The sequence below is a fragment of the Roseomonas sp. F4 genome, assembly GCF_053891155.1.
Map to the genome: position 1 here is coordinate 599,181 of NZ_JBSSHK010000001.1, position 14,214 is coordinate 613,394.

Below are 14,214 nucleotides of genomic sequence, written 5' to 3' on the forward strand. Positions count from 1 at the left end.
GGCATGTCCGACAACCTTCTCGACGCCGCGACGGAAACTGCCAGCACGAGCACGCGGCCTGCCGAAGTGCCTGAAAAATTCTGGGACGAGGCGAAGGGCGCGCTGCGCGTCGACGCCCTGCTGAAATCCTACACCGAGCTGGAGCGGCGCCTGTCCCAGCGCTTCGCGCCCCCGGCGGATGACGCGCCGGAGGAGGAAAGGCTGCGCTGGCGCCGCGCGCTGGGCATTCCGGACAGCCCGGAAGGCTATGAGGTGACGCCGCCGAACGAGCTGCTGACGCCGGATTCCGCAGTGAACCAGCGGCTGCATGAGGCCGGCTTCAACGCGCGGCAGGTGCAGCTTGTCTATGACCTAGCCGCCGAACGCCTGCTGCCGCTGATCGCCGAGGCGGCCGCGGAGTTCGAGGCTGGGCGGCAGGTGGAGAAGCTGCGCGCGCATTTCGGTGGCGAGGACCGCTTCCGTCGCATCGCCGCGCAGCTTTCCGCCTGGGGCCGCGCGCATCTGCCGGAGGCGGTGTTCACCGCGCTGTCCTCCACCGCCGATGGCGTCGTCGCCCTGCATCGGATGATGGAGGGCAAGGAGCCATCGCTGTCTCGCGATGCGCGGGCCGAGGCCGGGCCGGATGAGGCGGAGCTTCGCAAGATGATGCGCGACCCGCGCTACTGGCGGACGCGGGAGCCGGATTTCGTCAAGCGCGTGACGGAAGGCTTTCGGCGGCTGGTCGGCGAGTAGCCGCCCCAGATCCGGCACGGGGTGAGGCGCGGCGCGCTCCCCCGGCCGGTGCCGCCGCGCTGGCCGGCCCTGCATGGGCAAGGCCGCGCGGCGGCGGCGGGGCGGATGGCGCGGGCCTGACCAGCGCCCCCATCCGCCCCGCCACCCCCTTTTCCCGCAACCAACCCCCCTGGCCGCGGTGCTAGGCGGGCCTGCGGGCACGCGACCCGCAGCCGGCCCGCAAGGAACAACCGGCGGCGCGGCCGCATCGTCTCCCCCCATTCCCATGAGGAATCCGCATGTCCGTCTCCACCCAGATCGATGCCGTCTTCGCCCGCCAGTTCCAGGCCGAGGTGCATGAGGCCTATCAGCGCCAGGGCAGCAAGCTGCGCCCGACCGTGCGTTCCAAGACCGGCGTGACCGGCACCAGCACCTTCTTCCCGAGGGTCGGCAAGGGCGTCGCCGCCGCCAAGACGCGGCATGGTTCCGTGCCGGTGATGAACCTGGAACATGCCCAGGTCGAATGCATCCTGCAGGACTATTATGCCGGCGACTGGATCGACCGACTGGACGAGCTGAAGACCAATATCGACGAGCGTGGCGTCGTCGCCAATGCCGGCGCCTATGCGCTGGGTCGCAAGACCGATGAGCTGATCATCGCCGCGCTGGACACCGCGACGCAGGAGGCGGTGGGCACCGCCACCGGCACCACCGATGCGGATGGGCTGACGAAGCAGAAAGTGCTGCTGGCCTTCGAGATGATGGGCGCGGCGGAAGTGCCGGATGATGGCGGGCGCTTCGCCGTGGTTGGCTGGAAGCAGTGGTCGCAGTTGCTGCAGATCGAAGAATTCGCCTCCTCGGAATATGTCGGCGACGATGCGCTGCCGTGGAAGGGCAGCCAGGCCAAGCGCTGGCTCGGCGCGCTGTGGATGCCGCATTCCGGCCTGACCAAGTCCGGCGCGCTGCGCCATTGCTACTTCTACCACCGCACCGCCATCGGCCATGCCAGCGCCGCCGAGGTGGAAACCGACATCACCTGGCACGGTGATCGCGCGGCGCATTTCGTGTCCAACATGATGAGCCAGGGCGCCGTACTGGTCGACGCTTTTGGTGTCGTGCGCATGCGCGCGGCCGAATAGCGACAAAGCCCTCTCCCACCAAGGGCTGGGTGAGGGGGGCTTCGCCGCTCTCCTCACCACACACCACCCCTGATTCCAGATCGGATGCCCCAAAATGTCCCTGACCGCTGTGGCGCTCTGCTCGCGCGCCCTGCTGCGCCTCGGCGCGCAGCCCGTCGCCTCGCTCGATGAGGGCACCGCGGAAGCGGAGGTGGCGGCGAATCTCTACGCGCCGACGCGCGACATGCTGCTGTCCACGCATCCCTGGTCCTTCGCCACCGCCCAGACCGGCCTGCCGCGCCTGGCCGCAGTGCCGCCGGCCGATATGGCGCATGCCTTCCAATTGCCCAGCGGCTTCCTGCGCGCGCTGTCGGCGGGCAGCGGTGGGCGTGGCCGTGGCATGCCCTATCGCCTGCATGAGGACCGGCTGCATGCGGATGCCACCAGCGTGACCCTGACCTACATCTTCCGCCCCGATGAAAGCGCCTTCCCGCCCTTCTTCGACCAGGCGCTGGTGGCCCGGCTGGCCGCCGAGTTCTGCCTGCCGCTGACCGAAAGCGCATCCCGCGCCGAGATGCTGTTCCGCCTGGCGGAGAGCGAGCTGCGCAGCGCGCGGTTGATCGACAGCCAGCAGGACACGCCGCGCGCCATCGAGCATTTCCCGCTGGTCGATGTCAGGGGGCGTGCATGACGGCCGCGACGCGCCGCATCAAGGCCTCCTTCACCGCGGGTGAACTGGCGCCGGAGCTGTATGGCCGTGCCGATCTGCGTGCCTTCGCCAATGGCGCGCGGCGGCTGCGCAACGTGGTGATCCAGCCGACCGGCGGCGTCGCGCGTCGCCCGGGCCTTCGGCATGTGGCGATGCTACCCGGGCCGGCGCGGCTGGTGCCCTTCGAGTTCAACACGGAGCAGACCTATCTGCTGGTGCTGAGCGAGGGCCGCCTGCTGGTCTTCCTGAACGATGCGGAGGTCGCCAGCCTGCCGGCGCCCTGGTCCACCACCATGCTGCCGCAGCTCGCCTTCACGCAAAGCGCCGACACGCTGCTGCTGTTCCATCCGGAGATGCCGCCGCAGCGCCTGACGCGCACCAGCCATGTCGATTGGATCCTGTCGCCCTTCATCTTCACCGAAGCGCCCTATGTGAACTTCACCCGCGATGTCGCCATGGCGGCCTCCGCCACCACCGGCACTGTGGCCCTGACCTGTTCCGCGCCCGTCTTTTCCAGCGGCCATGTCACCGCCCGCTTCCTGCTGAAGGGCAAGCGCGTGGTCATCCTCTCCGTCGAGGGGCCGCGGAATGCGACCGCCGCTGTGATGGATGTGCTGGACGACACGCTGGCGACGCAGGATTGGCAGGAGACCGCCTTCAGCGGCGTGCGTGGCTGGCCGGTCTGCGCCTGCTTCCATCAGGACCGGTTGGTGCTCGGTGGGTCACGCGATGCGCCGAACCGGCTGTGGCTGTCGCGCACCGGCGACCTCGGGAATTTCGATACGGGTACCGGCCTGGATGATGAGGCGATCGCCTTCTCGCTGGTCTCCGACCAGGTGAATGCGATCCGGGGCGTCTTTTCCGGCCGGCATTTGCAGGTCTTCACCTCCGGCGCCGAATGGATGGTCACGGGCGATCCGCTGACGCCTTCCTCCATCCAGCTCAACCGGCAGACCCGCGTCGGCACGCTTGTGGACCGCCAGGTGCCGCCGGTGGATGTGGATGGCGCCACGGTCTTCGTGGCGCGCTCCGGCCGCGGTGTGCATGAATTCGCCTATACCGATGTCGCCGACGCCTATCAGGCGAACGACCTGGCGCTGGTGGCGCGGCATCTGGTGCAGGCGCCGGTTTCCATGGCCTATGATCAGGCGGAACGGCTGCTGCATGTGGCGATGGCCGATGGTGCGCTGGCAACGCTGACGCTCTATCGCGCCGAACAGGTCATCGCCTGGACGCGGCAGGAGACGGAAGGCGCCTTCCGCGCCGTGGCGGAGACCGAGGGCCGCGTCTACGCGCTGGTCGAACGCTTTGGCACGCATCGGCTGGAATGCTTCGATGCGGCGATCGGCTTCGATGCGGCGCTGTCCGGCGTTGCGACGACGCCGCAGGATGACTGGTCGGGCCTCATGCATCTCGAGGGGCGGACGGTCGGTGTGCTGGCTGATGGCGCGCCGGCGGCGGCCACGATCGTCACCTCGGGCGCCATCCATATCGACCCGCCCGCCACCACGCTTCAGGCCGGGCTGGCCTTCCGGCATCTGATCGAGCCGCTGCCGGTGGAGCTTGGCGGCGCCAGCGGGGCCGGCACCGCGCCGCTGCGCCTGGTCTCCGTCACCTTTCGCCTGCTGGCGACCCCGGCGCTGGAGGTGGATCTGGGGCGTGGCGCGCAGAACGTACCTTTCCGCCGCCTCGACACGCCGATGCTGGACGCGCCGCCGGCGCCGTTCACGGGCGATGTCGCGCTGCGCGCGCTGGGCTGGCGGCGCGATGCGATGGCGCCGCTCTGGCGCATCGAGGGCGCCACGCCGCTGCCGCTCACGCTGCTGTCCGTCACCATGGATCTGAGGATTACCACCTGATGGCCCAACTCGCCCCCATCGCCACGGCCCTGACCGCGGGCGTGTCCGTCTTCAACAGCGTGCAGCAGGGCCAGGCGCAATCGGCCAATGCCAAGGCGCAGGCCAATGCCGCGAGGGTGCAGGAGGCGGCGCGCGCGGAACAGACGGCGCTGCAACAGGCGGCTGAGCAGCGCGCACGCGAATCGCGGTTGGCCGGCACGCTCGCCTCCACCCGCGCGCGCCTGGCCGCCAGCGGCATCTCGCCGGATGAAGGCTCCGCCGCGGCGCTGACCACGGGCATGGAGCGTGAGGCCGCCGCGGCGCAATCCGATAGCGACCAGATCTTCGCCAGCCGCCTCGCCGCCGGGCGTCGCAGCCTGCTGAACACGGATGGGTCACTGACCAGCTTCCTGCGCGCCGGCACCACCTTCGGCACCTCGCTGCGCAACCTGCTCGATTGAGCCGCCCAACCCCTGAACGGAGGCCCTGATGGCCGAGCATATCCGCATCGGTGATGTCGCGCCGCGCGTCCAGTATCTGGGCGACGGCACGCGCACCGCCTTTACCTATCCCTTCCCGATCTTCCAGGCCTCGGAGCTGGAGGTGCGCCTGGATGGCGTGCCGATCAACGGCGGCTTCAGCGTCACCGGCGCCGGCAGCAGTGAGGGCGGCAGCGTCACCCTGGCCATGCCGCCCGCCGAGGGCAGCACCGTCACCCTGCGCCGACGCATCCGCGTGGAACGCAGCACCGACTTCCAGGACAATGGCGTGCTGCGCGCCCGCACGCTGAACGACGAGTTGGACCGCATCGTCGCCGCCTTGCAGGAACAACGGGAGGAGTTGTCGGGCGCGCTGCGCCAGGACCCGGCCGAAGTCGGCGGTGCCTTCACCCTGCCGCTGCGCGGTGCGCGTGCCAATCGTGTGCTGGGCTTCGACGGGGGCGGCGACCTGGTGGTGCTGCCGCGCGAATCCGGGCTGATCGGCGCGCCCTTTCCGGGTGCCGTGCCCTACACGGTGGAGGACAAGCTCGCCGAACAGCTCAGCGCGCGCGACTTCGGCGCGACGGGCGATGGCGTGACGGAGGATGGGCCGGCGCTTCAGGCGGCGATGAATGCCGCAGGCGCGTCTGGCAAAATGCTGTTGATCGGGGAGGGGTCCTTCCGCAGCAGCCAGCCTTTGACCCTGCCCGGCGCTTCCGCCGGCCTCATCATGCGCGGCAGCATTGTCTATGCGGGGCCGGCCGGGCAAGCGGCGCTGACGATTGGCGATGGCGGCAGCGCGCGCAATGCCAGCAAGCTGCACAGCGGCCTGGCGGTGCTGCGCGCGACCACGTCGGATTGGGAGAATGAAGGCGATATCGGCATCCTGCTGCGCAATCACGACGCTTCCCTCATCGAAGTGCGGCGCGTCGAGGGATTCACCATCGGCATCCGCACCCTGGGTGACGGTCGTGGCTTCGAGGATTGCACGCTGGTGCTCGGCCGCATCGTCAACAACCGCATCGGCCTCGATGTGCACACGGCAACGGCGGCGGCTTGGAACACTTCCATCCGCTATTACGGCGGCCATTTCGCCGTGGGCTCGACCCTGCATGTCGACAAGGACCGCTTCGGGATTCGCCTGTCGGCCGCGCCCGGCGCCTATATCGCGCACAACCGGCATGTCTTCGACGGGCCGAATTTCGAACTGAACGCGGAAGGTCGGCCGATCGTCGGCATTCCCTTCCTCTGCGAGGTCAGCAGCCGCGCCATCATCGCCCGTGGCCTGCGCATGGAAGGCTGCACCGGCTTCGTCGCCCGCCACAGCGGCGCGGCGCAGGACCATCTGTATGAAGTGGCCTGGGCCAGTCAGGGCTACATGGTGGAGATCGAGCATACCAGTGACTCTACCCGCCTCGGCGGCGTGGTGCGGGCGCTGCACCAGGCGGCGGCACATCGCGAGGCGACGCGGGAGGTGGCGAGCCTGCCCTCGCTCCGCGCCGCCGCCATCCGCTGGAATGCGACGGAGATCGGCTTCGAGAAGCTGGCCTGTCTTTCGTCCAATGTCTCCGGCAGCCCGGCCGTGCTGCATGACTTTGTCTTTCCCGCGCTGGACGCCTTCGAACTGACCAATCGCGGCGTGATGCTGACGGGTGGGCGCGCGGTGGGCTTCATCGTCGATGCGCGGCAATGCCGCGACTTCGCGCTGAGTGTCGATGCGGATGCGCCGCGGCTGATGGTGATGTGCTTCGACGGCGCGAACAACCTGCTGACCGACAGTCTCGGCCCGCTGGTGCTGGCCTCCGGCCAGTCGGTCGTCTGGAATCCGACCGCGCGATGGTGGCAGGGCGCGGCGGATATGACCGATGGCGGGCTGTCGCGCCTGCAGGCGCTGCGGCTTTCGCCGGCGGTCGCCACGGCGGTGATTGGGGTGGCGCGTATTTCCAACGACTATGAACTGCGCGCGCTGCGGCTGAATTGCGATCCGCGCCATGCGCCGGCGCTGATGTATGGCCTGCCGGATCTGCCAATTGGCAAGCGGGAGCTGGTGGCGGAACAGGCCTGGGACCCGCCCTCCATCGCCGCGGGGGGCAGCACCCAGGTCAATGTGCCGGTGCCCGGCGCGCGGCCCGGGGATTTCGTGCAGGCGGCCTATTCCCTGTCCACCTCCGGCGCCGTCTTCCTGTCGCAGATCGGCGCGCAGGATCTGGTGACGGTCACTGTCTGGAATCGCAGCGGCGCGGCGCTGGATCTCAATCCGGGCACGGTGCGCGTGCGCGTGGTGAAGGCATGAAGCGACCGGCTCGGGGCAAGACGACCCAGGGTTCCTCCCTGCCGCGGGAGACGCTGGAGGCGGCGATGCGGCGCGTCGCCGTGGATTATGCCGAGTTTGTCGCCTCCTGGCCGCGCGGCGATGCGCCGCCGGACCCGAAGGCCTTCGCTGCGCACCAGGCCGCGGCGCGCTCGGCGCTGGCGCATATGGCGGAGCTGGCGGCGATGACGGCGGGTGAGGTTCACAAGCCCGGTGATTCGCCGCCGGATGCGGAACAGATTCTCGCGGCGATGCGGGCGCAGATGGCGAAGGAGGGTGATGGATGACGGAACGGCCCGCCGATCTGCTGGAATTCGCCTGGATCTGGAATCGCCTCGCCGGCCTCGGCACGCCCGATGTGCATCGCCGCATGCTGGGCTGGCTGATGGCGCGCGGCGAGGAGGGCGATCTGCGTCTGCTCCTGATGGCTTTTCGGGGGTGCGGCAAGTCGACGCTGGTCGGGCTGTACTGCGCCTGGCAGCTCTATCGTGCGCCGGAGACGCGTATTCTTGTGGTGGCGGCGGATCATGCGCTGGCGACGCGCATGGTCGCCACGGTGCGCCGCATTCTCGGCCGGCATCCGCTGTGCGGCGCGTTACTGCCGGATCACGGCGAAGGGTCCTGGGCGTCCGACCGCTTCACCGTGGCGCGGCATGCGGTGCTGCGCGATGCCTCGATGCTGGCCGCCGGCATCGGCGGCAATATCACCGGCGCGCGCGCCGACCTCATCATCTGCGACGATGTCGAGGTGGCGGGCAATTGCGGCTCCCCGGGCCAGCGCGCGGAGTTGCGGGAACGCCTGACCGAGACGGAGTTCGTGCTGGTGCCCGGTGGCCGCATGATCTTCGTCGGCACGCCGCATTGTGCCGACAGCCTGTATGCGGAGGGCGAGGACGCCTTCCTCGCCGGCTATCGTCGCCTGGTGCTGCCGCTGGTGGATGCCTCCGGCGCCAGCGCCTGGCCGCAACGCTTCACCGAGGCCGGCATCGCCGCGCTGCGCCAGCGCGTCGGGCCGCTCGCCTTCCGCCGGCAGATGCTGCTGGAGGCGGTGGCGGAGGAGGCGGCGCGCCTCGATCCCAGCCAGATCATGCGCTACGCGGAGGATACCGACTACCGCGAGGCGAATGGGCGCGGCGTGCTGACGCTGATGGGGCGGCAGATGGTCTCGGGCGGCGGCTGGTGGGACCCGGCCTTCGGGCGGCCGGGGTTCGGCGATGCCAGCGTGCTGGCCTGCACCTATGCCGATGCCGAGGGCCGGCACTACCTGCATCGCCTCGCCTATCTGCTGCACGATCCGGAGGCGGAGGACGACGCCGCCACCCAGCAATGCCGCGCGGTGGCGGAGATCGCGCGGGCGCTGCTGCTGCCGGTGCTGCGGGTGGAGGGCAACGGCATCGGCAAGTTCCTGCCGGGCCTGCTGAAGCGCGAGTTCCGCCGCATTGGCTACAACTGCACGGTGGTGGAAGCGGTCAGCCGCCGTGCCAAGGCGGAGCGCATTCTGGCCGGGCTGGACCCGGTGCTGGCGGCGCGCCGGCTCTGGGCGCGGGAGGATGTGTTCCGCACCCGCTTCGCCCAGGAAATGGCGGAATGGCGGCCGGATGCGCCGGGCCAGCATGATGATGCGCTGGATGCGGTGGCGGGTTGCCTGCTGGCAGAGCCGGTTCGCCTGCCCTTCGCGCCGCCGGTACGGCAGACGACGCTGCCCTGGCGGGGCGTCTAGGCAGTTTTACGGACCGGAACGATCTCTATCGCATGGCGGTCCTGCCCGGCCGCCGTGATTTCGAAGCGCCCATCCGGGCGTTGCCGCGCCAGGCCCATCCCCTCCAGCCGCTTCAGGCAGGGGCCATCCTTCAGCCCATCCGGTCGGCCGGGCCGCCCCACCAGCGTCAGCCGGTGCAGGGCGGATCGGCAGCAGGTCTCGAGATAGGGCTGGTTCCACATCGTTCGGTGACGGCCGCTTGCTGTTCGCACCCAGGGTGGCCCCCCCACCGCTTCCCTTCAAGGAGTTCCCCCCGATGATCCCCGAATTCCCACCGCAGCTTCTGGCCGCCCTGGCCGATGCGCCGCTGGCCGCGTTGATGCTGTGGGTGATCTTCATCCTGCGGCGCGAGCTGCAGGGCCGCCCCGAGGCGCCGCCCGCCCCACCCGCACAGCCGCCCGGCCCTTCCCGCGACGAGCTGGTGGATTTCAAGCTGGAGGTTGCGCGCACCTATGTGCCGCTGTCGCTGATCCGCGACCTTGATTCGCGTCTGTCGCTGCAATTGCTGCGCATCGAGGAGAAGCTGGACGAGGTGAGCCGCGCCGCGACCACGGCCAGCGCCATCGCCGGCCAGAACATGCAAGGCCGCAAGATGGGCTATTCCGCCCGCGCCGAGGTGGGAGAAGGCCGATGAGCAGCGCCTTGTCCCACCGCCCGGCCAGCCTGGCCGCGGCGGTGCTGGAGCTGACCCTTTGGGGGGAGGCCGGCCATCTGACCGTGCGGGCGATGGAGGGGGTGGCATCGGTGGTGATGAACCGCCTGCGCCTGGCCCGACTGCCGGAGGGGCCGCGCCATCTGGGCGCGGACGTGCCCGGCATATGCCGCGCGCCGTTCCAGTTTGCCTGTTGGCACCCTCGCCATCCGCAGCGCGCCCGGCTGCGCGACCCGGCGCTGGTGGAGGAGGCCGGCTTCGCCATCTGCCGGCGCATCGCCGCCCGCGCCCTGGCCGGCGCCCTGCCGGATGCCACCCAGGGCGCCACCCACTACCACGCCGCGGACTGCCTGCCGCGCTGGGCCATCGGCCTGGTGCCGACGGCGCAGCGCGGCGGGCTTGTCTTCTATCGGCTGCTCGGCTGAAACGGCCTTGGCAGGGCAGGGCGCGCGCGATGGAAGACCGCATCTACACCATGGTCCGCGACGCCGACTGGCGCGCGGCGGAACAGGCCGGCGCTTATGCCGGCAGTGCCGATGACGCCCGCGACGGCTTCCTGCATTTCTCCACGGCCACGCAGCTGCGGGCCAGCGCGGCGAAGCACCGCGCAGGGGAGGCGGATCTCTGGCTGATCGAGGCGGATGCACGGCGCCTGGGCGCGGCCCTGCGCTGGGAAGCTGCGGCGGGCGGGCGCCGGCCGGGGCTGTTTCCGCATCTCTACACAGCCTTGCCGTTGTCGGCCGTGCTCACCGCCACCCGGCTGCCACTCGATGCCGAAGGGCGGCACGTCTTCCCGGAAGGGATTCCCTGAGTCAGTTCGGCCCGCAGCGGCTGGTCAGCGGGCGGCAACTGTCGCCCGGCGCCAGGCGAGCGAGGCAGTCCTGCATGGCCATGTCGCGCGCCGAAGCCACATCCTGGCCTCCGCCCACGCCGTAATGCAGCAGGATGAAAGTGCCGGGGTCGTCCGTCACCACCAGCCCCCGCGCGCGCAGACCGCGCGCCACCGCCACGCAGCGCTGCTCCGTCTCCGTCAGCAGCCGGCAGGGCCGCTGGCCGTTGCGGCGGTAGCAATCCGTCTCCGCCGCGCGATGCGCCGCCGTCCGCTCCATCGGGCGGGACACGGAAAGGCCGGTCAGCGGCAGCGCACCCGCATAGACCACCAGGCTGCGCGCCCTACGGGTCGCGACCGGAGCCGTGCCGGGGCGCACACCCTGGCCGCTGGCCTCCACGGAGCCGGGCCTGCGCTGGCGGGCCAGATACGCCTCACCCGCCGCGCAACGCACCAGGCACACCTGCATGTTGCGTTGCCCGGCGGTGGCCGGCACCTGGGAGGCGCATTGCTGCTGGCAGGCGCGGCTCGGCGCAGCCGTCTGCGCCTGTGCCGCGGTCAGCGATCCCGCAAGGCCCATAAGCAGCGCGACCAGCCCCGCCCACTGCGCCTTGCCATGCCCATCCACCAACGCCTGGCCCCCTATCAAATCCCAATCCGCAGTAGAATGTTAAAACCGCGATATGGCCAGACCCCTTCTGACCCCGCGGAACGATCTGGCGCTGCCGCCTCCGGGTCCGGCACTCCCCACCTTGCCGCGCCCCGTCCCACCCCGCATCGTGCCGCCCGAAGCGAGTCGGAGCGTGGTGCATGGCGGGATTTGTGCAGACGGTACTCGGGCCTGTGCCGCCCGAAAGCCTGGGGCCGACCCTGATGCATGAGCACGTGCTGTGCGACATCACCCCGCGCAGCCTGCGGCAGGCCATCGCCACGCGACCTGAACTCGTCGCCCCCATCACCCCGCAAAGCCGCTACGACATCGACTACGGCCGCCACCCGCATGCCGGAAAGACCGTGATGCTGGACCGCGACCTGGCGGTGGCGGAGCTGGAGATGTTCCGCGCCGAGGGCGGCGCGACCATGGTGGAGATGACCATCGGCGGCCTGGCGCCGGACCCGGATGGCCTGGTCGAGGTTTCACGCCGCAGCGGCGTCACGCTCGTGATGGGCTGCGGCCAATATGTCGAGGACTTCCAGGACCCCGCCAACCACGATCGCAGCGTCGAGGATTTCGCCGCCGAGATGCTCGGCGCGCTGCGCCAGGGCGCCTGGGGCACTGATATCCGCGCCGGGTTGATCGGGGAAATCGGCTGCTCCGCCCCCTGGACCGCCCTGGAGCGCCGCGTGATGGCCGGCGCCGTGCTGGCACAGCAGGACACCGGCGCGGCGCTGACCATCCACCCCGGCGTGCATCCCGACCAGCCGGCGGAGATCATCGCCTTCCTGCGCGCCCATGGCGGCGACATCCCGCGCACCATCATCGACCATGTCGACCGCACCATCTTCGACGACGACCGGCTGTTCGCCCTGGCCGACACCGGCTGCGTGCTGGAATTCGACCTGTTCGGCTACGAACACGCCTACTGGTCCTTCGCGCCGATCAACATGCCCAATGACGGCACCCGCATCGACATGATCCGCCGGCTGCTGGACCGCGGCCACCGCGATCAGATCGTCATCAGCCAGGACATCTGCCGCCTGACGCGCCTACGCCACCACGGCGGCCACGGCTACGGCCACATCTTCCGCAACATCGTCCCCTTCATGCGCGAACGCGGCTTTTCGCAGGACGAGCTGGACGCGATGCTGGTGGAAACACCGCGCCGCTTGCTGACCTTGCCTGGCTGATCAGCCCTGAAGTCGTGCGATCAGCGCGGCGTTATGGCTCGCCACGATCCCAGGGATCAGCAGCGCGTCGACCAGCCACCACAGGAAAATCGCCAGGAATCCCAGCATCCCGATCAGCACATAGGCCAGCGGGAAGGACACCAGGAAGATCAGCAGCATCGCCACGCCGGAGCCGGTGCGCCCGAGGTAGAAGCGGTGCGCGCCGAAATAGCCGAGGAAGAACCACAGCAGATAAGCCAGCAGCGTGGACTTCTTCGCCGCATCATACTGCATCATCGCGACCGCATCGCGGGACGGGCCGGAGGAACCTCCGAAGGGCGGCAGGCTGCTGGACATCACCAACGCCGTCCTACCCCGTGATCCCGATCTGCCACGGGGCGAATTCGTGTTTGCCGACGCCCAGGAGCTCGCTTTTGGTGGGTTCGCCGGAGGCGGTGCGCAGCAGCAGGTCGAGGATGCGTTCGCCCATTTCGGCGAGGCTGGCGGTGCCGTCGAGGATTTCGCCGCAGTTGATGTCCATGTCTTCTTCCAGGCGGCGGAACATGGGCGTGTTGGTGGCGAGCTTCACGCTGGGCACGGGTTTGGCGCCGTACATGGAGCCGCGGCCGGTGGTGAAGGCGATCATGTTGGCGCCGCCGGCGACCTGTCCGGTGGCGGAGACCGGGTCAAAGCCGGGCGTGTCCATGAAGACGAAGCCCTTGGTGGTAACGGGTTCCGCGTAGCGGAACACGTCCATCAGCGGGCCGGTGCCGCCTTTCATGGAGGAGCCCAGGGATTTTTCCAGGATATTGGCGAGGCCGCCGGCCTGGTTGCCGGGGCTGACCACGCCGTTGATCTGGGTGTCGCGGCCGGGGGTGTAGACGTCCTTCCACCAGCGGATGCGCTCGATGAGCTTCTCGCCGACTTCCTGGCTGACGGCGCGGCGGGTGAGGGTGTGTTCCACGCCGTAGATTTCCGGGGTTTCGGACAGGATTGCGGTGCCGCCGTGGCGCACCAGAAGGTCCATCGCGGCGCCGAGCGCCGGGTTGGCGGTGATGGAGGAAAATCCGTCGGACCCGCCGCATTGCAGGCCGACGGAGAGGTGCGCGGCGGAGACGGTGGAGCGGGTGGCCTTGTTGGCTTCCTCCATCATCTCCTTCACCACGGCGACGCCGGCATCGATGCTTTTGCGGGTGCCGCCCACTTCCTGCATGACCAGGGAGCGCAGCATGGGGCCAGGGGCCAGGCCCTGTTCCGCCAGCAGCCCGGCGATCTGGTTGCGTTCGCAGCCGAGGCCGATCACCACCACGCCGGCGACGTTCGGATGGCGCATATAGCCGCCGAGCGTGCGGCGCAGCAGTTGCATCGGCTCGCCGGACAATTCCATGCCGCAGCCGGTGGAGTGGGTGAAGGCGGCGACGCCGTCCACATTCGGCCATTCCGCCATCCGGTCCGGCGTGAACCAGTCGGCCACGGCGTGGGAGACGGTGGCGGAACAATTCACGCTCGACACCACGGCGATGAAGTTGCGCGTGCCGACGCGGCCATCGGCGCGGACGAAGCCTTCAAAGGTCTTGCGCTGATCCTCGGGGATCATCTCCACGGCGCGGTAGTCGCGGCCGATCGCGTAGTCGCGATCGAATTCGCGGAAATCGATGTTGTGCGTGTGCACCATGGTGCCGGCGGGCATGTCCTCCGCGGCGAAGCCGATGGTGACCTGGTATTTCAGCACCGGGTCGCCCTTGCGCAGCGCGGCGGTGGTGATCTTGTAGCCAGCCGGCACTTTCTGGCGCGCCAGCATGTTCTCGCCGGGAATGGAGGTGCCCGGTTCGATATCGATGCGGGCGACGACGACGTTGTCGTCCGGATGCAGGCGGATCACCGGGCCGTTCAGGCGCTTGGCTTTGAGGTCGATCATTGGGGCGCGTCTCCTGTTGCGACCAATCCACCATGTTCCAGCGCCTGTGTCAGCCTCCGCCGA

Annotated in this window: 16 protein-coding genes; 12 read left to right on the forward strand and 4 right to left on the reverse strand. The window is 69.5% G+C overall.

Annotation, left to right across the window (positions count from 1 at the left end):
- The first annotated feature begins 3 nt into the window (after window positions 1-3).
- The 8 genes from ACVFYP_RS02830 to terL all read left to right on the forward strand — a co-directional run bounded on the left by ACVFYP_RS02830 (window position 4) and on the right by terL (window position 8,886).
- Complete coding sequence (locus ACVFYP_RS02830; RefSeq protein ID WP_499198607.1) at window positions 4-732, forward strand: capsid assembly protein; 729 nt, start codon at window positions 4-6, stop codon at window positions 730-732.
- Between the two features lie 278 nt (window positions 733-1,010).
- Complete coding sequence (locus ACVFYP_RS02835; RefSeq protein WP_499198608.1) at window positions 1,011-1,850, forward strand: phage capsid protein; 840 nt, start codon at window positions 1,011-1,013, stop codon at window positions 1,848-1,850.
- 94 nt (window positions 1,851-1,944) lie between these two features.
- Entirely contained in the window at window positions 1,945-2,520 is a 576-nt protein-coding gene (locus ACVFYP_RS02840) for a phage connector family protein (protein ID WP_499198609.1), read from the forward strand.
- A complete protein-coding gene (locus ACVFYP_RS02845) occupies window positions 2,517-4,397 on the forward strand; it encodes a phage tail protein (RefSeq protein WP_499198610.1) in 1,881 nt (626 codons plus the stop codon). Before ACVFYP_RS02840 ends, ACVFYP_RS02845 begins: the two co-directional genes overlap by 4 nt.
- Window positions 4,397-4,837 carry a hypothetical protein gene (locus ACVFYP_RS02850; RefSeq protein WP_499198611.1) on the forward strand — a complete coding sequence of 147 codons (441 nt, stop codon included), beginning with the start codon at window positions 4,397-4,399 and terminating at the stop codon, window positions 4,835-4,837. The genes ACVFYP_RS02845 and ACVFYP_RS02850 overlap by 1 nt, the downstream gene beginning before the upstream one ends.
- A 28-nt stretch (window positions 4,838-4,865) precedes the next feature.
- On the forward strand, window positions 4,866-7,148 hold the full coding sequence (locus ACVFYP_RS02855) for a phage tail fiber protein (RefSeq protein WP_499198612.1): 2,283 nt from the start codon (window positions 4,866-4,868) through the stop codon (window positions 7,146-7,148).
- Entirely contained in the window at window positions 7,145-7,453 is a 309-nt protein-coding gene (locus ACVFYP_RS02860) for a hypothetical protein (protein ID WP_499198613.1), read from the forward strand. Before ACVFYP_RS02855 ends, ACVFYP_RS02860 begins: the two co-directional genes overlap by 4 nt.
- Window positions 7,450-8,886 (forward strand): phage terminase large subunit, encoded by a 1,437-nt coding sequence (gene terL / locus ACVFYP_RS02865; RefSeq protein ID WP_499198614.1) that lies wholly within the window; start codon window positions 7,450-7,452, stop codon window positions 8,884-8,886. The genes ACVFYP_RS02860 and terL overlap by 4 nt, the downstream gene beginning before the upstream one ends.
- Here the strand turns inward: terL and ACVFYP_RS02870 are convergent.
- Window positions 8,883-9,107, reverse strand: coding sequence for a hypothetical protein (locus ACVFYP_RS02870; RefSeq protein ID WP_499198615.1), 225 nt, complete (start codon window positions 9,105-9,107; stop codon window positions 8,883-8,885). The two genes, terL and ACVFYP_RS02870, sit on opposite strands and share 4 nt — an antisense overlap.
- 74 nt (window positions 9,108-9,181) lie before the next feature.
- Here ACVFYP_RS02870 and ACVFYP_RS02875 point away from each other — a divergent pair, with 74 nt between their 5' ends.
- From ACVFYP_RS02875 to ACVFYP_RS02885, 3 genes are read left to right on the forward strand one after another with little or no spacing between them, the layout of a single operon-like run.
- Complete coding sequence (locus ACVFYP_RS02875) at window positions 9,182-9,559, forward strand: hypothetical protein (RefSeq protein WP_499198616.1); 378 nt, start codon at window positions 9,182-9,184, stop codon at window positions 9,557-9,559.
- A complete protein-coding gene (locus tag ACVFYP_RS02880) occupies window positions 9,556-10,002 on the forward strand; it encodes a cell wall hydrolase (RefSeq protein ID WP_499198617.1) in 447 nt (148 codons plus the stop codon). The genes ACVFYP_RS02875 and ACVFYP_RS02880 overlap by 4 nt, the downstream gene beginning before the upstream one ends.
- A gap of 29 nt (window positions 10,003-10,031) precedes the next feature.
- Window positions 10,032-10,388, forward strand: a complete 357-nt coding sequence (locus ACVFYP_RS02885) for a DUF952 domain-containing protein (RefSeq protein ID WP_499198618.1) — start codon at window positions 10,032-10,034, stop codon at window positions 10,386-10,388.
- 1 nt (window position 10,389) lies between these two features.
- Here ACVFYP_RS02885 and ACVFYP_RS02890 read toward each other — a convergent pair whose 3' ends face one another.
- Window positions 10,390-11,055 (reverse strand): DUF4189 domain-containing protein, encoded by a 666-nt coding sequence (locus tag ACVFYP_RS02890; protein ID WP_499198619.1) that lies wholly within the window; start codon window positions 11,053-11,055, stop codon window positions 10,390-10,392.
- A gap of 161 nt (window positions 11,056-11,216) precedes the next feature.
- Here ACVFYP_RS02890 and ACVFYP_RS02895 point away from each other — a divergent pair, with 161 nt between their 5' ends.
- A complete protein-coding gene (locus ACVFYP_RS02895) occupies window positions 11,217-12,254 on the forward strand; it encodes a phosphotriesterase family protein (RefSeq protein ID WP_499198620.1) in 1,038 nt (345 codons plus the stop codon).
- On the opposite strand, the gene ACVFYP_RS02900 is transcribed toward ACVFYP_RS02895, so the two are convergent.
- On the reverse strand, window positions 12,255-12,590 hold the full coding sequence (locus tag ACVFYP_RS02900; protein WP_499198621.1) for a TM2 domain-containing protein: 336 nt from the start codon (window positions 12,588-12,590) through the stop codon (window positions 12,255-12,257).
- A 13-nt stretch (window positions 12,591-12,603) separates the two neighbouring features.
- On the reverse strand, window positions 12,604-14,151 hold the full coding sequence (locus ACVFYP_RS02905) for a UxaA family hydrolase (protein WP_499198622.1): 1,548 nt from the start codon (window positions 14,149-14,151) through the stop codon (window positions 12,604-12,606).
- Window positions 14,152-14,214: the final 63 nt, after the last annotated feature.